This window comes from Pseudomonas putida (assembly GCA_029953615.1).
Lineage (GTDB): Bacteria > Pseudomonadota > Gammaproteobacteria > Pseudomonadales > Pseudomonadaceae > Aquipseudomonas.
Map to the genome: position 1 here is coordinate 1,998,945 of CP124529.1, position 24,866 is coordinate 2,023,810.

Here is a 24,866-nt window from a genome sequence, read left to right on the forward strand (position 1 = left end):
CCGTATTTAGTTACCACAAACCCGCCGTCCCGATGGCTGAAGCTGCTCCTTCCTTTCCTGCAGGAGCACTTCAACCATGACCGCACCCCCATCCCCGCCTGTGCCAGCAAGCTCGGTGCACGCCTTTACCCTCGCCAACGGCCTGCGGGTCTACCTGCGTGAAGACCACCGTGCGCCACTGGTCAGCGTACAGCTGTGGTACCACGTAGGTTCCAGCTACGAACCTGAAGGCCACACCGGCCTGTCCCATGCCCTGGAGCATTTGCTGTTCGAAGGCAGCAGCAAACTGGCCCCAGGCCAATATGCAACGCTCATGACCCACCTGGGCGGTGAACCGAATGCCTTCACATACGCCGATGCAACGGTCTTTCCGCTGACATTGCCTTGCAACCGCGTGGAAATTGCGCTGGAAGCGATGGCCGACGTCATGGCCAGCGCCACCCTCAGCGATGCACCCTTTGCCCGTGAACTGGCGGTGGTCATGGCCGAGCGACGCGAGGATGTCGACAACAGCCCCTTGGCACTGGCACTGGAACATCACCTGTCACTGGCCTACGGCAACAGCGGCCATGGCACACCTGTGATTGGCTACAAGACCGACCTGGGCCATATGACCCCGGCGGCGGCGCGCACCTGGTACAACACTTGGTACCACCCCAACAACGCCACGCTCGCCGTGGCCGGCGACATTACTCTGGTGCAGCTGCAAAAGCTGGTGACCCGCCATTTTGCGGCAATCCCCGCCCAGCGCCTGCCAACCCGGCAAACACCCGCCAGCCCCTCCGGGCAGGTTCGGCGCATCCAGACCCTGAACTGGCATGGCCTGAACACCGGCGTGATCGTCAGCTTCAACCTTCCCAGCCAATGCACCGCCCGGTCTGGCGCGCAAGCCTGTGCACTGCGCCTGTTGCCCGACATTCTTGCCGAAGGCCAGGCCAGCACGCTGCAGCGCCTGTTGGTGCAGAACGCTTCGCTGCTACAGGGCCTGAAAGCGACCTATGAGCCCTGGCAGCGTGGTGACAGCCTGCTGACCCTCTACGCATTCTGCAGCCCGCAGGTTACGCCGGAGTTTGCAGCCGAAAGGCTGATGCAGGAAATCGAAGCGTTCCGCCAGTCAGCCCCCTCCAGAGAAGACCTTCAACGCGCCAAGGCTCGCCTGCTGGCCAGGCAACTGTTCGAAAGGGACGATATCGGGAACCAGGCAGCGGCCATTGGCAAACAGGCCGCCTGCGGTCTGGACCCTGTTGCCCTGGACGATGAGCGGCAAGCCATCGAAGCGGTGACAGCCGAGCAGGTAGGCCTGGTTGCCCTGGAATTCCTGACTGAAGCCCGTGCGGCCATCACCTTCATGCTCCACAAGGACATGCACCAGGAGGACATGCACCAGGAGGAAAGTACCGATGAATGACAAGATCGAGAGCATGCCGCAGCCGACTGGCACCAACGGAGGTTTCAGTAGCCTGGTCTCGGCCCAAGGGGTTGACCTTGACCAGCTCGAACCCCTTCAGACGCAGGTGCAGATGTGGACCACGGAAGCAGGCACCGGCGTGAAATTCGTCGAAACACGCGGGCTACCTATCGTCGACGTTGTCTTGCGGTTCAAGGCCGGCACGACCCAGGACACCGAGCAGCCCGGCCTGGCAGCCTTGACGCTATACATGCTCGACGAGGGCAGCCGGCGCTACACGGCTGCCCGGCAAGCTGCGGGCATGGAGCGCCTGGGCGCAATCCTGGAAAAACAGATACGCCTGGAGCATGCAACGCTCAGCCTGCGCAGCGTGAGCACGAAAACGATACTCGAGCCGGCCCTGGACCTGCTTACCGACCTCGTGGCAAACCCGGCTTTCCTCGCACCTGCCCTGGAAAAGGTCAAACGCCAGCTCGTGCAGCACAACGCATCACGCGAACAGCGCCCCAGGCTCAGGGCACGCAGCGAGGCGTTTCGCCATTTGTTCCAGGACCATCCCTACGGCAACCCGCTGGGCAGCACCATTCAAGGCGTGGCCGCCGTCAGCCCTGAAGACTTGCGGGCCTTCCACCAACGCGCCTATAGCGCCAGCAACCTGGAAATCGTGCTTGTCGGGGACCTGGCCCTGAGCGAGGCGCAAGCCATCGCGCAACAGATCAGCCAGGCTCTGCCGCAAGGCTGGTCCGCCGTTGACCTGCCAGCCGTTCCGGTAGCGACCCAAGCAACCATCAACGTCGAACAACCCGGCACCAGCAGTGCAGTACTGCTGGCGCTACCCATGAACGTTGCCGCCAGTGACCCGGATTTCCCAGCCCTGGTGCTGGCCAGTGAAGTGTTGGGGTCAGGCCTCGAATCGCGCCTGATGGTGGAGCTGCGCCAACGCCGCGGCCTGACCTACGACATCTACAGTCGTCCATCACCGTTGAGTAGCGGCGGGCTGTTCACCATCGAGTGGGAGATCGCGCCACAGTACGTGCAAGGTTCGCAGGACCGGGTGGCAGCCTTGTTGCGCGACTTCATCGAGCAAGGGCCAACCCAGGCCGAGCTGCAACTGGCGCGCAAACAGCTGGCGGGGCAATTGCTGCGTGGCGTGGCGCAGAACAACAGCCTGGCAGCATTGCTCACGGAGATGACCCAGCAACGTCAGCCCGCAGACCACCTGAACACCTACATCGAGCGCATCGGCAGGCTGAGCCCGGCAGATATCCGCGCGGTGATGCAGCGCTGGCTCGACCTGGACTATAAGGTGCAGGTCAGTGTCGGGCCACGTGTCGAACAGCAACCGCTGCCAGCCACCACCCCATAGCGCAGGTACAGTGGCGCTGTTTCATGGCACTCTAGGCAGGCACAACACGAGTCGCCCAGCATGCCCAGCCCCAGCACCACCTTCCGCCCGGCCATCGGCCTGTCCAACCCCCACCTGCAAACCCTGTGGGGGCCGCTGTGGCGCAAGCTGCCCGAACTGCAGCGCGACCGCGAGCGGCTGTGGCTGGCCGATGGCGATTTCATCGACCTGGACTGGCACGGCCCGCACCAGCCGCATGCACCGTTGGTGCTGGTGCTGCACGGGCTGACCGGGTCATCCCGATCGCCCTACGTCAAAGGCTTGCAGCAAGCGCTGCAAGGCCGCGGCTGGGCCAGTGTGGCGGTGAACTGGCGCGGTTGCTCGGGCGAGCCCAACCTGCTGCCACGCAGCTACCATTCAGGCGCCAGCGAAGACCTGGCCGAAATCGTCAGCCACCTGCGCGCCCAGCGCCCATTGGCGCCGTTGTATGCGGTGGGTTATTCGCTAGGGGGCAATGTGCTGCTGAAGTACCTGGGCGAAAGCGGTATTGCCAGCCAGTTGCAGGCAGCGGTGGCGGTGTCGGTGCCGTTTCGTCTGGACCACTGCGCCGACCGTATCGGCCAAGGCTTTTCAAAGGTCTACCAGGCGCATTTCATGCGTGAGATGCTTGCTTATGTGCAGCTCAAACAGCGGCACTTCCAGGACAAGGGCCAGCATGAACGGCTGGCGACGCTGCAACGGCTGGGGCCGCTGGGCAACTTGCGTACGTTCTGGGATTTCGACGGCAAGGTCACCGCACCGCTGAACGGCTTTCGTGATGCGCACGACTACTACCGCCGCTCATCGAGTCATTTCTTCCTCCGCCAGAACCGCACGCCGACGCTGATCATTCACTCCAGTGATGACCCTTTCGTCGCCGGCCACAGCCTGCCCACGCCCCGCGAACTAGCGCCGCAGACCCACTTCGAACTGCACAGCCGCGGCGGCCATGTGGGCTTTGTCGACGGAAGCCTGCGCAACCCTGGGTATTACCTGGAGCGGCGGATTCCGCAGTGGTTGACGGAAGGCACATAAACGATTGTTTTGCAGAACTCTGTGGGAGCGGGCGCGCCCGCGAACACCGGCGCAGCCGGTGCCAGCCACCGCGCTGCATGCTTCGCGGGCTCGCCCGCTCCCACAGAGCCTGGGCGATCTCCTGCAGGATTTGACAGGTTTATTCGCCAGTGGCTACGCCATGAGCGGGATCGTTGATCCACTCGCTCCACGACCCGGCATACAACTTGCCCAGCGGGTACCCCGCCAACGCCAGGGCAAACAGGTTATGGCAGGCCGTCACCCCTGATCCGCAATACGCCACCAACTGCTCCGGCGCACGCCCGGCCAGTTTTTCGGCAAAGCGCTGCTTGAGCTGGTCCGCCGGCAGAAAGCGCCCGTCAGCATCCAGATTGTCGGTAAAGGCTGCACACTGCGCCCCCGGAATATGCCCTGCGACTGGGTCGATCGGTTCCACTTCGCCACGGAAACGCGGCAAGGCTCGCGCATCGATCAGGGTCAGGTCAGCGCTACCCAGGCGCTTGCCCAGGTGTTCGGCATCGATCAGCAGCTTGGCGTCCGGCTCACCGCTGAAGGTGCCCTCGCGCTTCGGCGGCGGGTCCAGGCTCAGCGGCAGATGTGCCGCATGCCAGGCTTTCAGGCCACCATCGAGAATAGCCACGCCGCTGCGCTTGCCCAGCCAGGCCAGCAGCCACCAGGCGCGGGCGGCGAAGGCGCCTGGGCCGTCGTCGTACAGCACCACCTCGCTGTCAGCGTCCAGCCCCCACTCCCGCAGTCGCTCGACCAGCCGGCGCGCATCGGGCAACGGGTGGCGCCCTGTGCGGCCCTTGCTCACCGGCCCGCTAAGGTCGCGCTCGAGGTCGGCAAAATGCGCCCCGGCGATATGACCCTGGGCATAACTGCGTTGGCCATAGTCCACATCCTCGAGGGCAAAGCGGCAGTCGAGGATCACCAACTTGGGCGAGCCCAGACGCTCGGCCAACTGCTGCGGGGTGATCAATTGCGCAAGTGGCATGACAATCTCCTGATCGATGGCACTATCGATAGCACTAAGGCACTGGACTAGTGCTCCAGGGCCTGGTTGAACGGTACATGGAATTCCTGGCACAGAGCGTCCACGGCATTGCGGGCGTTATCGGTGACGAAGCCGAGCTCCAGCACCAGTACCTGGTAGACGCCACGCTTGAAGGCCTCTTCACCCAGGTGCGCGGAATGCTCTCGCGTCGTGCTGAGAAAACGCACCCAGGACGTCAGCACGATCCAGGCATTGATGGTCAGCGATTCGATCTGCGCCGGTGCCATGGCCAGGATGCCCGCCTCGACGAAACCGCGGTAGATCGCCTGGCCCTGCCGTAGGCAGCGTTCGGAAAAGCGCCGATAACGGGCGGCCAGCTCCGGGTCGCTGTCCAGCAGGTGCTCCAGGTCGCGGTGCAGAAAACGGTAGTTCCACATCGCCGCCAGCAGGGCCTTGAGGTAGAAGCGCTTGTCCTCCACGGTCGCGGCGCGGCCTTGCGGCGGGCGCAGGAAACTGTCCACCAGCTCTTCGTACTGGCTGAACAACAGGGCAATGATCGCCTGCTTGTTGGGAAAGTGGTAATACAGGTTGCCGGGCGAAATCTCCATGTGCGCGGCAATGTGGTTGGTACTGACGCTGCGTTCGCCCTGCTGGTTGAACAGCTCCAGGCTGTTCTGCACGATGCGCTCTCGGGTCTTCATGCGCGGGGCCATGCTCAGCTCCCAGTCTGCGGGCCTTCATCAAAGGGTCATCTTACGGCGTATTGGCGGTGGAATGCACCGCTCGACAACGCGGAAAAATTCGCACCATCGTACAAATTAGAGTATAGGCTCTAGGGATTCCCTGCCCGGACTCGAAGCCGCCATGAACTCGCCCAGTGCCTTGCCCCCTGTGCTATCCGACCTCGACCTTGCGGCGACGTTCGCCGCGCAGCGCCAGGCCTTTGCCGGCAACCCGCTGCCGCCGGCGGCACAGCGGCGCCAATGGCTGAAAAGCCTGCGTGCAGCCCTGCTGGCCGGCCAGGCCGAACTGATCGAGGCCATCGGCCAGGACTTTGCAGGGCGCAGCGCCGACGAGACCCTGCTGGCCGAGCTGATGCCCTCGGTGCAAGGCCTGCGCCACGCCGAAAAACACCTGCAGCGCTGGATGCGCGCCAGCCGACGTCGGGTCGGCCTGGCCTTCCAGCCGGCCAGCGCACAGGTGCGCTACCAACCGCTGGGCGTGGTCGGCATCATCGTGCCGTGGAACTACCCACTGTTCCTCGCCATCGGCCCGCTGACCTGTGCCCTGGCCGCCGGTAACCGGGTCATGCTCAAGCTCAGCGAAGCCACGCCCGCCACGGGCCAGGCGCTGAAGCAACTGCTTGAGCGCGTATTCCCCAGCGACCTGGTCAGCGTGGTGCTTGGCGAGGTCGAGGTAGGCCAGGCCTTTGCCCGCCTGCCGTTCGATCACCTGTTGTTCACCGGCGCCACCAGCGTGGGGCGCCAGGTAATGCTGGCAGCGGCGCACAACCTGACCCCGGTCACCCTGGAACTGGGCGGCAAGTCGCCAGCTATCGTTTCGGCCGACGTACCGCTGGACACCGCCGCCGAGCGCATCGCCTTCGGCAAGACCCTCAACGCCGGCCAGACCTGTGTCGCCCCCGACTACGTGCTGGTGCCGCGCGAGCGGCTGGAGGCCTTCAGCGACGCCTACCAGCGCGCCGTACGCCGGCTGTACCCACGCATCGCCGACAACCCCGACTACACCGCCATCATCAATCAGCGTCAACTGCAGCGCTTGCAGCACCTGCTGGACGACGCCCGCGCCAAAGGTGCGCAGGTGCTGGACCTGTACCCTGGTGAAACCCGCCAGGGCCGACGTTTGCCACCACACCTGCTGCTGCGGGTGAACGACGGCATGCAGGTGATGCAGGACGAAATCTTCGGCCCGCTACTGCCGCTGGTGCCCTACGACAGCCTCGAGCAGGCACTGGCCTACATCAACCAGCGCCCGCGCCCTCTGGCGCTGTACTACTTCGGCTATGACCGCGCCGCCCAGGAGCAGGTGCTGCGCCACACCCACTCCGGCGGAGTATGCCTGAACGACACCCTGCTGCACGTGGCGCAGGACGACTTGCCGTTCGGCGGCATCGGCCCTTCAGGCATGGGCCATTACCATGGCCATGACGGCTTCCTGACCTTCAGCAAGGCCAAGGCGGTGCTGGCCAAACAACGCTTCAACGCTGCCCGGCTGATCTACCCGCCTTATGGCAAAGCCCTGCAGCGCCTGGTCTTCAAGCTTTTCATCCGTTGAGGGCCGCCCCATGCACCGCCGAGACCTGCTGCGTTTCAGCCTTGGCGCCAGCGTCTTCCTGGCCGGCACCAGCCTGGTCGGCTGCAGCGCACAAACCGTCGCGACGGGCTACCAGGTATTGCGTGACGACGACCTGCCGTTGCTGCGCGCGCTGATCCCGGTGGTACTGGCCGGCACGCAGGCCGCCGAGACACTGGTGCTGCATAGCCTCGACCACAAGCTGGCGGCGCTGTCGCCAGAAATGCTCAAACTCACCCAGCAGTTGTTCGACGTGCTCAATCTGCCGCTCACCCGTGGTCCCCTGACCGGCGTCTGGGGCACCTGGGAGCAAGCCGGCGCCGCGCAGGTCACCGCCTTCCTGCAACGTTGGCGGGACAGCTCGCTTGACCTGCTGCGCATGGGCCACGCCTCGCTGCTGCAGTTGCTGCAGATGGCCTGGTACGAACGCCCCGAATCCTGGGCCGCCTGCGGTTACCCGGGGCCACCGAAAATCTGAAAACGACAAGAGCAGCGCCAATGCCTGTACCCGACCCCTTTCGCCAAGGCCTGGAACGCGGCTGGATCACCTACGACGCGTCGCGCCTGGAGCACGATCTCACGCTGGAAGCCGATGTGGCCGTAATCGGCAGTGGTGCCGGTGGCGCTACCAGCGCACAGATACTCAGCACTGCCGGCTTCAAGGTGCTGCTGATCGAAGAAGGCCCGCTGAAGACCAGCAGCGATTTCCACCTGCTGGAAAACGAAGCCTATGCCAGCCTGTACCAGGAAGGTCTGGGCCGCATGAGCAAGGACGGCGCCATCACCATCCTCCAGGGCCGTGCCGTGGGCGGCACCACGCTGGTCAACTGGACCTCAAGCTTTCGCACGCCGCCACAAACCCTGGCGCACTGGGCTGCAGCCCACAACGTGACCGGCCTGGGCGAGGCGCAATTGCGCCCCTGGTTCGAACGCATCGAACAGGAACTGGGCATCACTCCCTGGGCCCTGCCACCAAATGCCAACAACGACGTGCTGCGCCGTGGCTGCGAACAACTGGGCTACCACTGGGCAGTGATCCCGCGCAACGTGCGCGGCTGCTGGAACCTGGGTTACTGCGGCATGGGCTGCCCGGTGAATGCCAAGCAATCGATGCTGGTCACGCGTATTCCCGCCACCCTCGAACAGGGCGGCGAGTTGCTGTACCTGGCTCGGGCCGAGCGCTTCGAACACAACGGCGAGCGCATCCAGGGCCTATCATGCCAGGCCCTGGATAGCCAGGGCATACACGCCACAGGCCGGCAGGTCCGCGTTCGCGCGCGTCACTACATCCTTGCCGGTGGCGGCATCAACAGCCCGGCCCTGCTGCTGCGTTCCGACGCGCCCGACCCGCATGGACGCCTTGGCAAACGGACCTTCCTGCACCTGGTCAACTTCAGCGCAGCACGCTTCAACGACCGTATCGACCCCTACTACGGCGCCCCGCAGTCCATCTACAGTGACCACTTCCAGTGGCAAGGCGGCAGCGACGGCCCGGTGGGCTACAAGCTGGAGGTACCTCCGCTGCACCCGGCCCTGGCCAGCACGCTGCTGGGCGGGCATGGCCACGAGAATGCCCGGCGCATGGCCGAGCTGCCGCATACCCACGTGATGCTGGCGTTGCTGCGTGACGGCTTCCACCCGCAAAGCCTGGGCGGTGCCGTGGAGTTGCGCGGCGATGGCTCACCGGTGCTCGATTACCCGGTCACCGACTACCTGCGCGACGGCCTGCGCCGCGCCTACCGCAGCATGGCGCAAATCCAGTTTGCGGCCGGCGCCACCCAGGTTACCCCCGTGCACAGCGACGCCAGCGCCGCGTCCAGCCTGGAACAGGCCTTGGCCATGATCGGCACGTTGCGCCTGGAGCCGTTCCGCACGCGCCTGGGACAGCGCCCATGTGATGGGTGGCTGCGCCCTCGGCGACGACCCGCGCCAGGCGGTGTGCGACAGCCTGGGCCGTCATCACCAGCTGGAAAACCTGTCGGTTCACGACGGTTCGCTGTTCCCCACCAGCATCGGCGCCAACCCGCAACTGTCGGTATATGCCATCAGTGCCAGGCTCACCGAAGCACTGGTCGCCCGCCTGGCACGCAGCGCATGACAAGCAACAGGGCCCCTGTCTATAGTGCCATCAGCCGGCCGCATGACTTGGCCGGGGCGCCGTCGCTGCGCTACCATCCGACTCCCCAACGCACTCCAGCCAGGATGACGCGATGAACCGAGTGTTGTACCCGGGTACTTTCGACCCCATTACCAAAGGCCATGGCGACCTGGTCGAGCGCGCCTCGCGGCTGTTCGACCACGTGATCATCGCGGTGGCGGCCAGCCCCAAGAAAAACCCGCTGTTCCCGCTGGAACAACGGGTGGAGCTCGCCCGTGAGGTCACCAAGCACCTGCCCAATGTCGAAGTCATCGGCTTCTCCTCGCTGCTGGCGCATTTCGCCAAGGAACAGGGCGCCAACGTCTTCCTGCGTGGCCTGCGCGCGGTGTCCGACTTCGAGTACGAGTTCCAGCTGGCGAACATGAACCGGCAACTGGCCCCCGACGTCGAAAGCCTGTTCCTTACGCCTTCGGAGCGCTACTCGTTCATTTCCTCGACCCTGGTCCGGGAAATTGCCGCACTGGGCGGTGATATCAGCAAGTTCGTCCACCCGGTGGTGGCCGAGGCGCTGACCGAACGCTTCAAGAAGTGATCTTTGGCAGCTGATCATCGCGCCCGCGTGCACTGCGGGCGCGAATGCGGCACAATTGTGCCCACTGCGTTGAACATGCCCGGGCGCTGAGCCCCGGCCGGAGTCCCCATGTCCCTGATCATCACCGACGATTGCATCAACTGCGACGTCTGCGAACCCGAGTGCCCGAACGAGGCCATCTCCCAAGGCGAAGAGATCTACGTGATCGACCCTAACCTGTGCACCCAGTGCGTGGGCCATTACGACGAGCCGCAATGCCAGCAGGTTTGCCCGGTCGACTGCATCCCGCTGGATGAAGCGCACCCGGAAACCGAAGAAGAGCTGATGGCCAAGTACCGCCGAATCACCGGCAAAGCCTGAACCCACAGGCCTGCGCGGTCCCTGTAGGAGCGGCCTTGTGTCGCGATGGGCCGCGCAGCGGCCCTGGCGATTTCTGCGGCGAAGCTGAAATTTTGGGGGCGCTTCGCACCCCTTCGCGACACAAGGCCGCTCCTACAGGGGACAGCAATCGCCTGTAAGCCTCAGCGCTGACAGCGCGGGCAATACACACTCGCCCGTTGCCCCAGCTTCACCTCGCGCAACTCCGTGCCACATACCTTGCACGGCTGCCCGCCCCGCCCGTACACGAACAATTCCTGCTGGAAGTACCCCGGCTGCCCGTCGCCGCCGATGAAGTCGCGTAGCGTGGTGCCACCCTGCTCGATCGCCGCCGCCAGCACACGCTTGATCTCGATCGCCAGCTTCAGGTAGCGCGCCCGGGAAATCCCGCCCGCTGCCCGACGAGGATCGATGCCGGCGGCAAACAGCGCCTCGGTGGCGTAGATGTTGCCCACCCCCACCACGACCGCGTTGTCCATGATGAACGGCTTGACCGCCATCGACCGCCCACGGGACAGCTGGAACAGCCGCTCACCGTCGAACAGGTCGGTCAGTGGCTCCGGCCCCAGGCGCAACAGCAGTTCATGGTTGTGCGGGTCCAGGCTCCACAGCATCGCGCCAAAGCGGCGCGGGTCGGTGTAGCGCAGCATCAACCCCGACTCCAGCTCGATATCCACGTGCTCATGCCTGGCCGCCGGCAAACCCAGCTCGACCAGGCGCAGGTTGCCCGACATGCCCAGGTGACTGATCAGGGTACCGACCTCGGCGTTGATCAACAGGTACTTGGCACGCCGCTCGACATTGACGATGCGCTGCCCTGACAGGCGCACATCCAGGTCTTCCGGAACCGGCCAGCGCAGGCGCCGGTCACGCACCACCACCCGGCTGACACGCTGGCCTTCCAGATGAGGCGCAATACCGCGCCGGGTGGTTTCTACTTCTGGCAATTCCGGCATGTATCAGTGCCCGCCCAACTCGCGAATGTTCTGCTTGAGGTTTTCGAAATCGTATTCCGACAAACCAATGTAATCGAGCACCAGCGGGCCGACCACATTCCATTCGTGGTCCACGGCCTGGTTGCCCAGTACCCGGTAGGAGGCGCAGATGTGCTCGGCCATTTTCAGTACCGCCAGCAGGTTTTTCAGCTGGGTATTGCGCGAGCTCTCGTCGCGGAACACCGCCAGGGCATTGTGGTGGTTGGCGATGGCCGCGCTCAGGTGCTCCGGCAAGCGCCAGGACTTGGCGGTGAAATAGCCGACTACCGAATGGTTGGTGTTGAACGCGTGGTTTTCGGTGTCGACCACGCGGGTCTCCTCGTCGGCCTTGGCATAGGCCTCCTCCAGCACCTCCATGTAATCGGGGAAGCGCTTGAGCATCAGCGGCACGCCACAGTCATGGAACAGGCCCAGGGTATAAGCTTCGTCCGCCGGCTGGATGCCGGTGCGCTTGGCCAGGGTCAGGCAGGTCATCGCCACGTCCTGGGCAGTGTCCCAGAAGCGGTTGAGGGTAACGATGGTTTCGTCGGTCATCTCGCCCTTGATCGACTGGGCGTTGATCAGGTTGATGATCGAACGGCTGCCCAGCAGGTTCACCGCGCGCTGGATCGAGCCGATCTTGTTGGAAAGGCCGAAATGCGGGGAGTTGACCAGCTTGAGCAAGGCGCCCGAGAGGCCCGGGTCCTGCGAAATCAGCTTGGCGATGGTTTCCAGGTCCGGGTCTGGCATGTACTGCTCGAACTGCAGATCGACCATGATCTGCGGTTGCGGCGGAATGGTGATGCCTTGCAAGGCTTGCTGGATCTGTTCGGCGCTGAGTTCTTGGGACATACGTACACACTCGTTTGGGACCGGCGATTCTAACCCTCCAGGTGCTCGCCGTCACAGGCCTGCACCGCTAAAGGCGAAAGCACAGCAGACACGTTATAATCCCGCTCTTTTTCCCGGAGCGACGTCATGTCCCTGCCAAGCCTTCGCCTCAAAGCCAATGCCGACCGCCGCCTGCGCGCCGGCCACCTGTGGGTCTACAGCAACGAAGTCGACGTCACCGCGACCCCGCTGCAAGGCTTCCAGGCCGGCCAGCAGGCCGTTCTCGAGGCGGCCAACGGCAAGCCACTGGGTATCGTTGCACTGAGCCCGAACAACCTGATCTGCGCCCGCCTGCTGTCGCGCGACGCCAAGCTGCCGCTGGACAAGTCGCTGCTGGTGCACCGCCTGAACGTTGCCCTGTCGCTGCGTCAGCGCCTGTTCGACCAACCGTGCTACCGCCTGGTCTATGGCGACTCCGACCTGCTGCCAGGTCTGGTGGTCGATCGTTTCTTCGACATCCTCGTGGTGCAATTGGCCTCGGCCACCATGGAAGCGCACAAGGACGACGTGATTGCAGCCCTGGTACAGGTGCTCAAGCCAAGCGGCATTCTGTTCAAGAACGACTCCTCTGCACGTGATGCCGAAGGCCTGCAGCGCTATGTCGAGACCGTGTACGGCGAAGTGCCGGACTGGGTGCCGCTGGAAGAGAACGGCGTCAGGTTCGAAGCCCCGGTACGCGAAGGCCAGAAGACCGGCTGGTTCTACGACCACCGCATGAACCGTGCACGCCTGGCACCGTACGTGAAAGGCAAGCGCGTGCTCGACCTGTTCAGCTATATCGGTGGCTGGGGTGTGCAGGCCGGTGCCTTCGGCGCCAGCGAAGTGTTCTGCGTCGACGCCTCGGGCTTTGCCCTGGACGGCGTGGAACGTAATGCGGCCCTGAACGGCATCAGCGAGAAGCTGACCTGCATCGAAGGCGATGTGTTCGAGGCCCTGCGCGAACTCAAAGCCGCCGAAGAGCGCTTCGACGTGATCATTGCCGACCCACCCGCCTTCATCAAGCGCAAGAAAGACCTGAAAAACGGCGAAGCGGCCTACCGCCGCCTGAACGAGCAGGCCATGCGCATGCTGACCAAGGACGGCATCCTGGTCAGTGCCTCGTGCTCCATGCACCTGCCCGAGGACGACCTGCACAACATCCTGCTCACCAGCGCCCGCCATCTGGACCGCAACCTGCAGTTGCTCGAACGCGGCGGCCAAGGCCCGGACCACCCGGTGCACCCGGCCATCGCCGAAACCCGCTACATCAAGAGCATCACCTGCCGGTTGCTGCCAAACAGCTGACCGATATCCAGACGGCTTGCACCGGCCCCATCGCCGGCAAGCCAGCTCCCGCAGGATCACCACAGCCCTCGAGACCTGTGCAGTACCTGTGGAGCTGGCTTGCCGGCGATGAGGCCGGTGAAACCGGCACGAGACAGCGTCAGATCCCCAACACCTGCGTCGCAATACCAAAATACACGAGCACCCCAGCCGCATCGGCTATCGATGTGATCAGCGGCCCGCTTGCCGTGGCCGGGTCAAGCTTGAAGCGGCTAAGCAGGAACGGCAGGCTCATGCCGATCAGGCTGCCCACCAGCACGATCACCACCATGCTGCTGGCTACGATCACGGCTATCTGCGGCCCGCCCCGCAGCACACCCAAAGATGCCACTGCAACGGCCATGGTTGCGCCCAACGCCAGCGCCACGCCACATTCACGCCCCAGCATGCGCCACCAATCGCGCATGACCACCTCGCCTGTGGCCAACCCTCGAACCATCAGCGTTGCCGACTGGGCACCGGCGTTACCGCCGCTGTCCACCAGCAACGGCAGAAAAAACACCAGGGCAATGTGTGCGGCGATGGTTTCTTCGAAGGCTGCAATACCCGCTCCGGAAAACAGGTTGCCAAACACCAGTAACACCAGCCACAGCACGCGTTTGCGGTAAAGCAGCCCCAGGGTTGCATCGCGCAGGTTGCCAACGTGACTGGTGATCGAAGCGCCTCTGTGGAAGTCCTCGGTGGCCTCGCGCCGTTGCGCCTCGAGGGCCGCATGGGCGTCTGGCTGAAGGACGCTTTTATCAGTTTGATGTTGCATGAAGTTCTCCAGGCGCCGGACCGGGCGCCCACAGACCTCAGCCTCGCGGACTCAAGCCTTCGGCAGCCCTGGCGGCGGCGCGCTCAGTGCCAGATAGCAGGTTCGTGTGGAACCGGTAACTGGGAAGGTCCATTGAGGGATATCTCGTGAAACCGCACATGCGGCGGCGGGATAATAGAGGCTCTCTATGTGCCGGTCAGCCCCTTCACTGGCGATTCAGAAGCGTCCTACAATCAACCGGTCATAAAGCCAAAACCACCGCCCAGACACATCGCCATTCCCTCGCCGCGCCAGCGGTGTAGAATCGGCCTATTCATCGCCAGTCATCCCCGGCGGGTTTATGAGCTCTGCCCAAGCACGCGGCGATCCCGTCGCGGTCTTCGGCCCCATCCGTGCCAGTGGCAACCGGCCTGCGGTACAAAGGACAAGAAAGCTCACTCCCCTTTTTGTGACCTGATTAAGCCGCCAGGAGTGTTTCATGCCTGATTATCGTTCCAAGACTTCCACCCAAGGCCGCAACATGGCCGGTGCCCGTGCCCTGTGGCGTGCCACCGGGATGAAGGACGAGGACTTCAAGAAACCGATCATCGCCATCGCCAACTCGTTCACCCAGTTCGTCCCGGGCCACGTGCACCTGAAGGACCTGGGCCAGCTGGTCGCCCGCGAAATCGAACGCGCCGGTGGCGTGGCCAAGGAATTCAACACCATCGCGGTCGATGACGGCATCGCCATGGGCCACGACGGCATGCTGTACTCGCTGCCAAGCCGCGAGATCATCGCCGACGCCGTGGAGTACATGGTCAACGCCCACTGCGCCGACGCCATCGTGTGCATCTCCAACTGCGACAAGATCACCCCTGGCATGCTGATGGCCGCCCTGCGCCTGAACATCCCGGTAATCTTCGTGTCCGGCGGCCCGATGGAAGCCGGCAAGACCAAGCTGGCCAGCCACGGCCTGGACCTGGTCGACGCCATGGTCATTGCCGCCGACTCCTCGGCGTCCGACGAAAAAGTCGCCGAATACGAGCGCAGCGCCTGCCCGACCTGCGGTTCGTGCTCCGGCATGTTCACCGCCAACTCGATGAACTGCCTGACCGAAGCACTGGGCCTGGCCCTGCCGGGCAACGGTTCGACCCTGGCCACCCACGCCGACCGCGAGCAGTTGTTCCTTACCGCTGGCCGCACCATCGTCGAGCTGTGCAAGCGCTACTACGGCGAAAACGACGAGTCGGTATTGCCGCGCAACATCGCCAATTTCAAGGCGTTCGAGAACGCCATGATGCTCGACATCGCCATGGGCGGCTCGACCAACACCATCCTGCACCTGCTGGCCGCCGCCCAGGAAGCCGAGGTGGCATTCGACCTGCGCGACATCGACCGCCTGTCGCGCAAGGTGCCGCAGCTGTGCAAGGTTGCGCCGAACATCCAGAAGTATCATATGGAAGACGTGCACCGTGCCGGCGGCATCTTCAGCATCCTCGGTTCGCTGGCCCGTGGCGGCCTGCTGCACACCGACCTGCCGACCGTACACAGCCGCAGCATGGAAGAAGCCATCGCCAAGTGGGACATCACCCAGACCGATGACGAAGCCGTACATACCTTCTTCAAGGCCGGCCCTGCCGGCATCCCGACCCAGACCGCGTTCAGCCAGTCGACCCGCTGGCCGAGCCTGGACCTGGACCGCGCCGAAGGCTGCATCCGCAGTGTCGAGCACGCCTACTCGCAAGAAGGCGGCCTGGCCGTGCTGTACGGCAACATCGCACTGGATGGCTGCGTGGTGAAAACCGCCGGTGTCGACGAGTCGATCCTGGTGTTCGAAGGCACCGCGAAGATCTTCGAGAGCCAGGACAGCGCCGTACGCGGCATCCTCGCCGACGAAGTGAAGGCCGGCGACATCGTGATCATCCGCTACGAAGGCCCGAAAGGTGGCCCGGGCATGCAGGAAATGCTCTACCCGACCTCGTACCTGAAGTCCAAGGGCCTGGGCAAGGCCTGCGCCCTGCTCACCGACGGTCGCTTCTCGGGCGGTACCTCGGGCCTGTCCATCGGCCACGCCTCGCCGGAAGCCGCTGCTGGCGGCGCCATCGGCCTGGTGCGCGACGGCGACAAGGTGCTGATCGACATTCCGAATCGTTCGATCAACCTGCAGGTCAGCGACGCAGAGCTGGCCGAGCGCCGTGTCGAGCAGGACAAGAAGGGCTGGAAGCCAGCTGAAGTACGCCCACGCAAGGTGACCACCGCGCTGAAGGCCTACGCCCTGCTGGCGACCAGTGCCGACAAGGGTGCTGTGCGTAACAAGGCGATGCTGGAAGGGCTGTGAGGCTCTTCTAGTGTGAAAGAAGAACCGGCGCCTTGAGCGCCGGTTTTTTTATGGGCCTGTATCGGCCTCTTCGCGGGCGCGCCCGCTCCCACAGGTACGGCGCGAATCCCTGTGGGAGCGGGCGTGCCCGCGAAGAGGCCAGCACAGGCGCCACAAGGCTTACTGGATTTGCTCCGGCGTCACGATCACCCAGTTCTTGTCCGCCGTCACCGGCAGCCCTTCCTTGGCCTGCGCCGCCGCATTCTTCGCAATCATCCCGTTCAGCTGGTCCATGTATTTGGCCTTGCGGTTTATCCACAGGTGGATGCCGCCTTTGCCCACATCCACGCCATGGAACTGCATGTAGCCATCGCTGGTCGGCGTATCGCCCCCTACCAATACCGGCTTCTTCCACTCATCGATATAGGTCAGGATCGCCGCCTGCTTACCCGCCATCCACGTGGCCGGGGTCCAAAGGTAAGGGGTCAGCTCCAGCCCCAGGTTGGCCTTGGCATCATAGTGCCCGGCACTGATCTGCTTGCGCGCTGTAGTCAGCTGGCCGCTGGCGCGGTCCTTCAGCAACAGGCTCACGCCAATCACGTTCTGCGGCTTCACGTTGTAACCGTACTTGGGGTCCGAGGCGACCATGCGCACCAGCTCCTCGGATGCGGCAGAAATCACGTAGACCTCGATGCCGTTCTCCATCAGCTTGTTGTACAGCTCCGCCTGCCCCTTGAAGACCTTCGGCGGCTGCACCTCGATGGCCTTGACCTGGTCACCTTCGTAGTAAGTGCTGGGGATCGGCTTGCCCGAAGCCATCATCTCATCCACCTGCACCTTCAGCTCTTGCAGCGTGAAGCCCGAAAATACCTGGGCTACCCATGGGTAGCAGACCATGTCGTCGACTTCACACAGCCGGTAGTAGTAGCTGAACAGGCTTTCCTTGTGCTCGGCGGTATCCTTGAACGGCATCAGCTTCAGCGACGGGTCGAGCTTGTCGCGGCTCAGCAGGCCCTTGTTTTCCATGAACGGCAGCAAGGCCTCTTCAAGGTCGTAACGGTAGCTGGTGTTGTCCATGTCGAACACTGCGTAGTTGCCCTTGTTGGCATTGGCGGCAATCAGGGTGTCGAGTTGCTTGGCGGCCTCGGCCGGCCAGTGCTTGAGCTCGGTGGCGAAGGTTTCGATACTGAACAGCAGGGACAGGGCGACAGCGACAGCTTTCGGAGCAGATTTCATGTACGAATCTCCTGAAATGACCGGGAAACGCTAGTGCAACGAGCGTTGCCGACGGCCTTTCATAACGACCCTCATGCAGCCGTAAACGTCGCGTTCATTGCAATCCGCGACATGTCGTTATTCCATAAGCGACTATGCACATTCCATTTGGGTATAAATTCGTTTGTTTTCAGCCTGTTAGCATTTCCGTTCGCAATCGCTCACAGAGGCGATGCCTCTTCTGCTTTTTTCTGCTGGAGCTTCAATGAACCTGCCGCTGTCCCTTAACCTGCTGGCGTTCCTGGCCCTGTTGCTGGGCCTGGCACAAACCCGCCGCACCGACTGGAGCCTGGCCAAGAAGGTGTTGCTGGGCCTGGTGCTGGGCGTTGTCTTCGGCCTGGTCCTGCACACGATCTATGGCGCTGGCCACCCCGTGCTCAAGGCCACCATCGCCTGGCTCGACCTGGTCGGCAACGGTTACGTCGGCCTGTTGCAGATGATCGTCATGCCGCTGATCTTCGCCTCGATCCTCAGTGCGGTGGCACGCCTGCACAATGCCTCGTCGCTCGGCCGCATCAGCGTGCTGAGCATCGGCACCCTGCTGCTGACCACCGCAATTGCCGCGTTGATCGGCATCGTCCTGACCAACCTGTTCGGCCTCAGCGCCGAAGGCCTGGTGGCTGGCGCCCAGGAAAGCGCACGCATGCAGGTTATCCACAGCGACTACGCCGGCAAGGTCGCCGACCTCAACATCCCGCAGCTGCTGCTGTCGTTCATCCCCAGCAACCCGGTGGGTGACCTGGCACGGGCCAAGCCGACCTCGATCATCAGCGTGGTGATCTTTGCCGTGTTCCTTGGCCTGGCCGCGCTGCAACTGATCAAGGACGATGCCGAGAAAGGCGAGCGCGCGCTGTCGGCCATCGACACCCTGCAGGCCTGGGTGATGCGCCTGGTGCGGGTGGTGATGAAGCTGACCCCGTATGGCGTGCTGGCGCTGATGACCAAGGTAGTGGCCAGCTCGAACATGGAAGATATCCTCAAGCTGGGCAGCTTCGTGGTGGTGTCGTACCTGGGCCTGGCGCTGATGTTCGTGGTGCACGGCGTGATCCTTGCCGCTACCGGCGTGAGCCCGTTGCGTTTCTTCCGCAAGGTGTGGCCGGTGCTGACCTTCGCCTTCACCAGCCGCTCCAGCGCCGCCAGCATTCCGCTGAACATCGAAGCGCAAACCCGCCGCCTGGGTGTGCCACAGTCGATTGCCAGCTTCAGCGCATCGTTCGGTACCACCATTGGCCAGAACGGCTGCGCCGGCCTCTATCCTGCCATGTTGGCGGTGATGGTGGCGCCGGCGGTGGGCATCGATACCTTCGATCCGCTGTGGATCGCCACCCTGGTGGCCATCGTCACCCTGAGTTCGGCCGGGGTTGCCGGCGTAGGTGGCGGTGCGACTTTCGCCGCGCTGATCGTGTTGCCGGCCATGGGCTTGCCGGTGGAACTGGTGGCGTTGCTGATTTCGGTGGAGCCGCTGATCGACATGGGCCGTACGGCGTTGAACGTGAACGGCTCGATGACGGCGGGGGTGGTGACCAGCCAGCTGCTGAAAGAGACCGACAAACAAGTGCTGGCTGGCGATGAACATGCCGAGCTGAGCCATACCTGATCAGAAAGGGGGGCGCTATGCGGCCCCCCAATATCCAGTAACGCAATGGCATGGGAAGCAAGCAATAGCTGGCTATTGGCGTTGCTATACTGCTAGCCGGGCTAGCGAATACGCCGATGGAAAGGAACCACCATGCAGCAGTACGACATGACCCAGGCAGAAGCCGAAAAGATCCGAGTCGAGGTTGCCAAGATCCGCGTCGAAGTGGATAAGTTGATGGCCGAGACACGCAAGCTGAATGCTGAAGCCGGCAAAATGACTCGCGAAACCTTCTGGTACCCGGTGGCCATCGCCGTCGGTTTCGTCACCACGGTGGCTACTGTCACCGCATTGATCATCAAGCTGCTCACCTGAGCGCCGGACCGGTCGGAAAGGGCTGCAAGGCAGCCCCGGCAATCTCAAGCCCTGTCCCAGACCTCGAAGTGATACCCAGGCTTGCCTTCCTCAACCTGCGCCTCGCTCGACACCAGCTTCCACTGCCCCCGATCGAACTCCGGGAACCAGGCATCCCCCTCTGGCGACAACTCGACCCGCGTCAGGTACATGCGGCTGACCAACCCCTTCTCCAGCGCCTGTCCATACAGCTGTGCCCCGCCAATCAGCATCAGCTCGTCGGCGCCCTGCTCACGCGCCCACTGCTCGGCACGCACCAGCGCCTCTTCCAGCGAGCCAAACACCTCGGCCCCCGCCAGTTCCAGCCCTGCCTGCCGGCTGACCACGATATTCAACCGCCCAGGCAGCGGCCTGCCCAGCGAGTCCCAGGTCTTGCGCCCCATGATGATCGGCTTGCCCAGGGTAGTGGCCTTGAAGTACTTGAAGTCCCCCGGCAGATGCCAGGGCATGGAATTGTCGATGCCGATCACGCGGTTCTCGGCGTGAGCCGCGATCAGGCTGAGGGGGAGTGATGTATTCATGCCAGCGAGGATAGCATCGGGCGTGTGGGTTATGCTTCTGCCCTGACCTGTGCAATGGAAGACCTTGTGACCGCACCGACTTCACTGGACAAGCGCTGGCTCACCGAAGCGGTACGCCTGCGCGAGGAACATGCCGGCCCCCTGGAGGATCAGGAAGCCAACCGCCGCGCCCGCAAGGCAGGCGGTGACCTGGCGGCCCGCATCGAAACCCGTGCCCTGTTCCTGGCCGAACGCGACGGTATCAGCACCGCCCTGCGCCACTGGAAGCAGGGCGCACGCCTGGCGCTGCTGGCCTTGCTGCTGCTGGCCGTGCTCAGCGGTGCCGGGATGGCACTGGCCGCCCTGGGCGACGGACAACGCCCGGTGAATGTGTTTTGGGCCCTGGGCAGCCTGCTCGGGCTGAACCTGCTGATGCTGCTGGGCTGGGCCATCGGCTTTGCCCTGAGCGGCGAGCATGGCGCGGGGCTGGGCCGCCTGTGGTTGTGGCTGAGCGAACGCTTCGCCCGTGATGCCAAGGCCGCGCACCTGGCGCCGGCGCTGCTGGTGCTGCTGCAACGCCAGCGCCTCAACCGCTGGTTGCTCGGCCTGCTGGTGCATGGCCTGTGGCTGCTGGCGATGATCACCGCGCTGGGCATGCTACTGGCCTTGTTGGCGACCCGGCGCTATGGCTTTGTCTGGGAAACCACCCTGCTCGCCGCCGACCCGTTCATCCACCTGACCCGGGCCTTGGGCGCGCTGCCCTCGTTACTGGGCTTCACGGTACCCGACGAGGCCATGATCCGCGCCAGCGGCGTCAGCCAGCCGGCCCTGGACTTGGCACGCCAGGCCTGGGCCAGCTGGCTGCTTGGCGTGGTGCTGGTGTACGGCCTGCTGCCGCGCCTGCTGTTGGCCGGGCTGTGCCTGTGGCGCTGGCGCCAGGGCCACCAACGCCTGGTGCTGGACCTCAGCCTGCCCGGCTATGCGCAACTGCGCGAAGCGCTGATGCCGCGCAGCGAACGCATCGGCGTGCAGGATGCCGCGCCCGAAGCCTTGCCACAGTTTGCCGCTGGCCAGCTGGAAAGCGGCAGCAGCGGTGCCCTGCTGGTCGGCCTGGAGCTGGACGACCAGCATCCCTGGCCACCCGCCCTGCCGAAAAGCGTGACCAGTGCCGGCGTGCTCGACAGCCGCGAATCGCGCAACCGCCTGCTCGAACAGCTCAGCCGGTTCCCCCCCGCACGCCTGGCCATCGCCTGCGACCCGCGCCGCTCGCCCGACCGCGGCAGCCTGGCGCTGCTCGCCGAACTGGCACGCAACGCCGGTGCGACCCGCATCTGGCTGCTGCAGGCCGCACCAGGCGAGGCCCTGGACGCCCAACGCCTGGGCGACTGGCACGAAGCCCTCGACCGCCTTGGCCTGGTGCATGCCGAGACCTCGCCGCTGACCTGGCTGGAGCATGGTCATGACTGAGCCACTGAAACTGGCCGTGGTCGGCCACACCAACGTCGGCAAGACTTCGCTGCTGCGCACCTTGACCCGCGACGTAGGCTTTGGCGAAGTTTCCCACCGCCCCAGCACCACCCGTCATGTGGAAGGTGCGCGGCTGTCGGTGGACGGTGAACCCTTGCTCGAGCTGTACGACACTCCGGGCCTGGAAGACGCCATCGCCCTGCTCGACTACCTCGAACGCCTGGAACGCCCGGGCGAGCGCCTTGACGGCCCGGCCCGCCTCGAGCGCTTTCTGCAAGGCAGCGAGGCACGCCAGCGTTTCGAGCAGGAGGCCAAAGTGCTGCGCCAGTTGCTGGCCAGCAATGCCGGCTTGTATGTGATCGACGCCCGCGAACCGGTGCTGGCCAAATACCGCGACGAACTGGAAGTGCTGGCCAGCTGCGGCAAGCCGCTGCTGCCGGTGCTCAATTTCGTCGCCAGCCATCAGCACCGCGAACCGCAATGGCGTGAAGCCCTTGCCAGGCTTGGGCTTCACGCGTTGGTGCGGTTCGACAGCGTGGCCCCACCAGAGGATGGCGAGCGCCGTTTGTACGAAAGCCTGGCCCTGCTGTTGGAAGACGCCCGCCCGGCCCTGCAGCGGTTGATCGATGACCAGCAGGCACAGCGCCTGGCACGCCGGCACAGCGGCAAACGCCTGATTGCCGAGCTGCTGCTGGACTGCGCCGCATGCCGGCGCAGCGTCGAGGCCGACCCGGCTGCCGAAGCCCGGGCCATCGAGGCCTTGCGCCAGGAGGTGCGCCAGCGCGAACAGCGCTGCGTCGAGGCACTGCTCAAGCTGTATGCCTTCCGCCGCGAGGACGCCCATGCCAGCGACCTGCCGCTGCTGGATGGCCGTTGGGGCGATGACCTGTTCAATCCCGAAACCTTGAAGCTGCTGGGCGTGCGCTTGGGCAGTGGTGTGGCCGCCGGTGCCGCGGCGGGTGCCGGGGTGGACCTGCTGGTCGGTGGCCTGACACTGGGGGCTGCCGCCCTGGCCGGGGCGATTGCCGGTGGCGCGCTGCAGACGGCGCGCAACTATGGTTCACGCTTGATGGGCAAGCTCAAGGGCAAGCGCGAGCTGACGGTGGACGATACGGTGTTGCGCTTGTTGGCCTTGCGTCAGCAGCAGTTGATGGTGGCGCTGGAAAACCGCGGGCATGCGGCGCAGGACAGCATTCGGCTGGGGGAACTGGATGAGAAGGCCTGGCGGGAGGGCAAGTTGCCGGAGGCGCTGGTGAAGGCGAGGGCGCATCCGCAGTGGTCCACGTTGAACCCTGGGGCGAAGCTTAACCAGGCTGAGCGGCAGGAGCAGCTGGAGGCGCTGGTTTCACAGTTTTGAGTGGGCAGGCCTGGCCTCTTCGCGGGCTTGCCCGCTCCCACAGGTATCTCACATTCCTTGAGATATGCACTATTCCTGTGGGAGCGGGTTTACCCGCGAAGAGGCCGGCACAGGCCGCCCATCTCTCAAAGCAGTGCCAAAGCCCTCTGCTTCAACCCACCCAGATCAACCACCGGCACCCCAATCTCCTTGGCCATTTCATCCCACTCCCTCATCCGCAAGCTCACCTCGAACAGCGGATCCCGCTCGAACACATCCGCCTCGTCCTTGCTCATCACGCCCCCCTGATACTCCAAGGTCCGCCGGCTCGCTTCACTCAACCGCTGGTAATACCCAGGCTGGCGCAAAGTCAGGTAGCGCTTGGCCTCCACGTGATACTGCACCAGCCGCGCCATGCGTTCGCCGAAGCCACAGCGGCGTAAGTACTCGGCGCCGATGCGCTCATGGCTGACCACGCCATAGCCGCCCATGCTGGCGTCACCGCCGCACAGATGGCCGATGTCGTGGAAGAACGCCGCCAGCACCACTTCGTCGTCGAAGCCTTCAGCCATGGCCAGTTGCGCGGCCTGGGACATGTGTTCAAGCTGGGTGATGGCTTCGCCGATGTAGTCATCACTGCCGTGGCGTTCGTACAGCGCGAAGGTGCTGTCAATGATCTGGGCTGGGGTGGGCATCATCGTCTTCTCCTGGCTTGTTTTGGTGGTGGCTTCTTCGCAGCACAAGGCTGCTCCTACAGGTTGTCGCCGCCCCGTAGGAGCAGCCTTGTGCTGCGAAGAGGCCGGTGCAGGTTACTGCTGGACCAACTTCTCCGACTTGCCGTCATAGCGCTTGCGCCATTCGGCCAGGATCTGGTCACGGTTCTTCGAGGCCCAGGCAAAGTCGTTCTTGATCAGGCGCTGTTCATAATCCGCCGGCAGTTCGGTCTGTGGCTTGGCAATGCCCGGCGCGGCCAGCACGGCGAAGTTCTCCTTGTACAGCTCCATGGCCGCCGGGCTTGCCGAGAAATCAGCCAGGCGCCTGGCCGCATCCGCATTGGGCGAACCCTTGATCACCGCCGTCGCCTCGATCTCCCAGCCCAGGCCTTCCTTCGGCAGCACGATGTCCAGCGGCGCGCCCTGGCGCTTGAGCTGCACGGCCGGGTACTCGAACGAAATACCGATCGGGAATTCACCCGCCGCGGCAAGCTTGCACGGCTTGGAACCGGAGTGAACGTACTGGCCGATATTCTGGTGCAGCGCATCCATGTACGCCCAACCCTGCGGCTCGCCAAACGTCTGCAACCAGGCACTGACATCCAGGAAGCCGGTGCCGGAGGAGGCCGGGTTCGGCATGACAATCTTGCCCTTGTACTCAGGCTTGGTCAGGTCTTGCCAGCTCACCGGCTTGCTCAGGCCCTGCTTCTCGGCCTCGATGGTATTGAAGCAGAGGGTCGCGGCCCACACGTCCATACCGACCCAGGCTGGCGGGTTGGCAGCGTCGCGGTAGTTGGCGGCAATCTTGCCCAGGTCCTTCGGTGCGTAGGCTTCGAGCATGCCGTTCTGGTCGAGGATGGCCAGGCTGGAAGCGGCCAGGCCCCACACCGCGTCGGCTTGCGGGCGGTCTTTCTCGGCCAGCAGCTTGGCGGTGATGATGCCGGTGGAGTCACGGACCCACTTGATCTCGATGTCCGGGTTGGCCTTCTCGAAGGCCTGCTTGTAGCTCTTCAGCTGCTCGGCTTCCAGGGCGGTGTAAACCGTCAGCTGGGTCCCGGCGGCCGAAGCCTGCAGGCTGAACACGGCGGAAACGGCAGCGGCAAGTGCAAGGTGCTTGTACATGGGGAGGTTCCTTACAG

22 protein-coding genes and 1 pseudogene are annotated in these 24,866 nt (G+C 64.1%); 14 read left to right on the forward strand and 9 right to left on the reverse strand.

Translation table 11 applies throughout. From position 1 onward, the window contains the following. Window positions 1-76: 76 nt before the first annotated feature. Genes QIY50_09140 through QIY50_09150 form a run of 3 tightly spaced genes read left to right on the forward strand, consistent with a single transcriptional unit; the run spans window position 77 to window position 3,827 of the window. Window positions 77-1,408 (forward strand): pitrilysin family protein, encoded by a 1,332-nt coding sequence (locus QIY50_09140; GenBank protein ID WGV22318.1) that lies wholly within the window; start codon window positions 77-79, stop codon window positions 1,406-1,408. After that, window positions 1,401-2,774 carry a pitrilysin family protein gene (locus tag QIY50_09145; GenBank protein ID WGV22319.1) on the forward strand — a complete coding sequence of 458 codons (1,374 nt, stop codon included), beginning with the start codon at window positions 1,401-1,403 and terminating at the stop codon, window positions 2,772-2,774. The genes QIY50_09140 and QIY50_09145 overlap by 8 nt, the downstream gene beginning before the upstream one ends. 60 nt (window positions 2,775-2,834) lie before the next feature. Then, the gene (locus tag QIY50_09150; GenBank protein ID WGV22320.1) at window positions 2,835-3,827 is read left to right on the forward strand and encodes a hydrolase; all 993 of its coding nucleotides are present in this window, start codon (window positions 2,835-2,837) and stop codon (window positions 3,825-3,827) included. A 139-nt stretch (window positions 3,828-3,966) separates the two neighbouring features. Here QIY50_09150 and QIY50_09155 read toward each other — a convergent pair whose 3' ends face one another. Together QIY50_09155 and QIY50_09160 are read right to left on the reverse strand one after the other, a co-directional pair. Further along, window positions 3,967-4,821: a sulfurtransferase gene (locus QIY50_09155; protein WGV22321.1), complete on the reverse strand. Its 855-nt coding sequence runs from the start codon at window positions 4,819-4,821 to the stop codon at window positions 3,967-3,969. 47 nt (window positions 4,822-4,868) lie between these two features. After that, window positions 4,869-5,534, reverse strand: a complete 666-nt coding sequence (locus QIY50_09160) for a TetR/AcrR family transcriptional regulator (GenBank protein ID WGV22322.1) — start codon at window positions 5,532-5,534, stop codon at window positions 4,869-4,871. 151 nt (window positions 5,535-5,685) lie between these two features. On the opposite strand from QIY50_09160, the gene QIY50_09165 reads away from it, so the two are divergent. The 5 genes and pseudogenes from QIY50_09165 to QIY50_09185 all read left to right on the forward strand — a co-directional run bounded on the left by QIY50_09165 (window position 5,686) and on the right by QIY50_09185 (window position 10,184). Further along, the gene (locus QIY50_09165; protein ID WGV22323.1) at window positions 5,686-7,116 is read left to right on the forward strand and encodes a coniferyl aldehyde dehydrogenase; all 1,431 of its coding nucleotides are present in this window, start codon (window positions 5,686-5,688) and stop codon (window positions 7,114-7,116) included. A 10-nt stretch (window positions 7,117-7,126) separates the two neighbouring features. Beyond that, complete coding sequence (locus tag QIY50_09170; protein ID WGV22324.1) at window positions 7,127-7,612, forward strand: twin-arginine translocation pathway signal protein; 486 nt, start codon at window positions 7,127-7,129, stop codon at window positions 7,610-7,612. Window positions 7,613-7,632: 20 nt separating this feature from the next. After that, window positions 7,633-9,232, forward strand: a pseudogene (locus QIY50_09175) (GMC family oxidoreductase). Between the two features lie 112 nt (window positions 9,233-9,344). Continuing rightward, on the forward strand, window positions 9,345-9,824 hold the full coding sequence (coaD, locus tag QIY50_09180; protein WGV22325.1) for a pantetheine-phosphate adenylyltransferase: 480 nt from the start codon (window positions 9,345-9,347) through the stop codon (window positions 9,822-9,824). Window positions 9,825-9,932: 108 nt separating this feature from the next. After that, on the forward strand, window positions 9,933-10,184 hold the full coding sequence (locus QIY50_09185; protein ID WGV22326.1) for a YfhL family 4Fe-4S dicluster ferredoxin: 252 nt from the start codon (window positions 9,933-9,935) through the stop codon (window positions 10,182-10,184). Between the two features lie 161 nt (window positions 10,185-10,345). On the opposite strand, the gene mutM is transcribed toward QIY50_09185, so the two are convergent. Further along, on the reverse strand, window positions 10,346-11,158 hold the full coding sequence (mutM, locus tag QIY50_09190) for a bifunctional DNA-formamidopyrimidine glycosylase/DNA-(apurinic or apyrimidinic site) lyase (GenBank protein ID WGV22327.1): 813 nt from the start codon (window positions 11,156-11,158) through the stop codon (window positions 10,346-10,348). 3 nt (window positions 11,159-11,161) lie between these two features. Further along, complete coding sequence (locus QIY50_09195) at window positions 11,162-11,974, reverse strand: HDOD domain-containing protein (GenBank protein WGV23026.1); 813 nt, start codon at window positions 11,972-11,974, stop codon at window positions 11,162-11,164. Window positions 11,975-12,154: 180 nt separating this feature from the next. On the opposite strand from QIY50_09195, the gene QIY50_09200 reads away from it, so the two are divergent. Further along, window positions 12,155-13,351 carry a class I SAM-dependent rRNA methyltransferase gene (locus QIY50_09200; GenBank protein WGV22328.1) on the forward strand — a complete coding sequence of 399 codons (1,197 nt, stop codon included), beginning with the start codon at window positions 12,155-12,157 and terminating at the stop codon, window positions 13,349-13,351. 139 nt (window positions 13,352-13,490) lie between these two features. Here QIY50_09200 and QIY50_09205 read toward each other — a convergent pair whose 3' ends face one another. After that, the gene (locus tag QIY50_09205) at window positions 13,491-14,147 is read right to left on the reverse strand and encodes a magnesium transporter (GenBank protein ID WGV22329.1); all 657 of its coding nucleotides are present in this window, start codon (window positions 14,145-14,147) and stop codon (window positions 13,491-13,493) included. Window positions 14,148-14,625: 478 nt separating this feature from the next. On the opposite strand from QIY50_09205, the gene ilvD reads away from it, so the two are divergent. Continuing rightward, entirely contained in the window at window positions 14,626-16,467 is a 1,842-nt protein-coding gene (gene ilvD, locus QIY50_09210; protein ID WGV22330.1) for a dihydroxy-acid dehydratase, read from the forward strand. A gap of 159 nt (window positions 16,468-16,626) precedes the next feature. Here ilvD and QIY50_09215 read toward each other — a convergent pair whose 3' ends face one another. Beyond that, on the reverse strand, window positions 16,627-17,682 hold the full coding sequence (locus tag QIY50_09215) for a haloacid dehalogenase-like hydrolase (GenBank protein WGV22331.1): 1,056 nt from the start codon (window positions 17,680-17,682) through the stop codon (window positions 16,627-16,629). 244 nt (window positions 17,683-17,926) lie between these two features. On the opposite strand from QIY50_09215, the gene QIY50_09220 reads away from it, so the two are divergent. Then, window positions 17,927-19,318, forward strand: a complete 1,392-nt coding sequence (locus QIY50_09220; GenBank protein ID WGV22332.1) for an L-cystine transporter — start codon at window positions 17,927-17,929, stop codon at window positions 19,316-19,318. A gap of 147 nt (window positions 19,319-19,465) precedes the next feature. Then, the gene (locus tag QIY50_09225) at window positions 19,466-19,672 is read left to right on the forward strand and encodes a hypothetical protein (GenBank protein WGV23027.1); all 207 of its coding nucleotides are present in this window, start codon (window positions 19,466-19,468) and stop codon (window positions 19,670-19,672) included. Between the two features lie 44 nt (window positions 19,673-19,716). Here the strand turns inward: QIY50_09225 and QIY50_09230 are convergent, their stop codons facing one another. Continuing rightward, window positions 19,717-20,232, reverse strand: a complete 516-nt coding sequence (locus tag QIY50_09230) for a dihydrofolate reductase (protein WGV22333.1) — start codon at window positions 20,230-20,232, stop codon at window positions 19,717-19,719. A gap of 54 nt (window positions 20,233-20,286) precedes the next feature. Between QIY50_09230 and QIY50_09235 the strand changes: the two genes are divergently transcribed. After that, window positions 20,287-21,678: a DUF2868 domain-containing protein gene (locus tag QIY50_09235; GenBank protein WGV22334.1), complete on the forward strand. Its 1,392-nt coding sequence runs from the start codon at window positions 20,287-20,289 to the stop codon at window positions 21,676-21,678. Beyond that, on the forward strand, window positions 21,671-23,035 hold the full coding sequence (locus QIY50_09240; GenBank protein ID WGV22335.1) for a GTPase/DUF3482 domain-containing protein: 1,365 nt from the start codon (window positions 21,671-21,673) through the stop codon (window positions 23,033-23,035). Before QIY50_09235 ends, QIY50_09240 begins: the two co-directional genes overlap by 8 nt. A gap of 125 nt (window positions 23,036-23,160) precedes the next feature. Here QIY50_09240 and QIY50_09245 read toward each other — a convergent pair whose 3' ends face one another. Continuing rightward, on the reverse strand, window positions 23,161-23,709 hold the full coding sequence (locus tag QIY50_09245) for an HDIG domain-containing protein (protein ID WGV23028.1): 549 nt from the start codon (window positions 23,707-23,709) through the stop codon (window positions 23,161-23,163). Between the two features lie 114 nt (window positions 23,710-23,823). Then, the gene (locus QIY50_09250; protein WGV22336.1) at window positions 23,824-24,849 is read right to left on the reverse strand and encodes a putative 2-aminoethylphosphonate ABC transporter substrate-binding protein; all 1,026 of its coding nucleotides are present in this window, start codon (window positions 24,847-24,849) and stop codon (window positions 23,824-23,826) included. Window positions 24,850-24,866 lie beyond the last annotated feature (17 nt).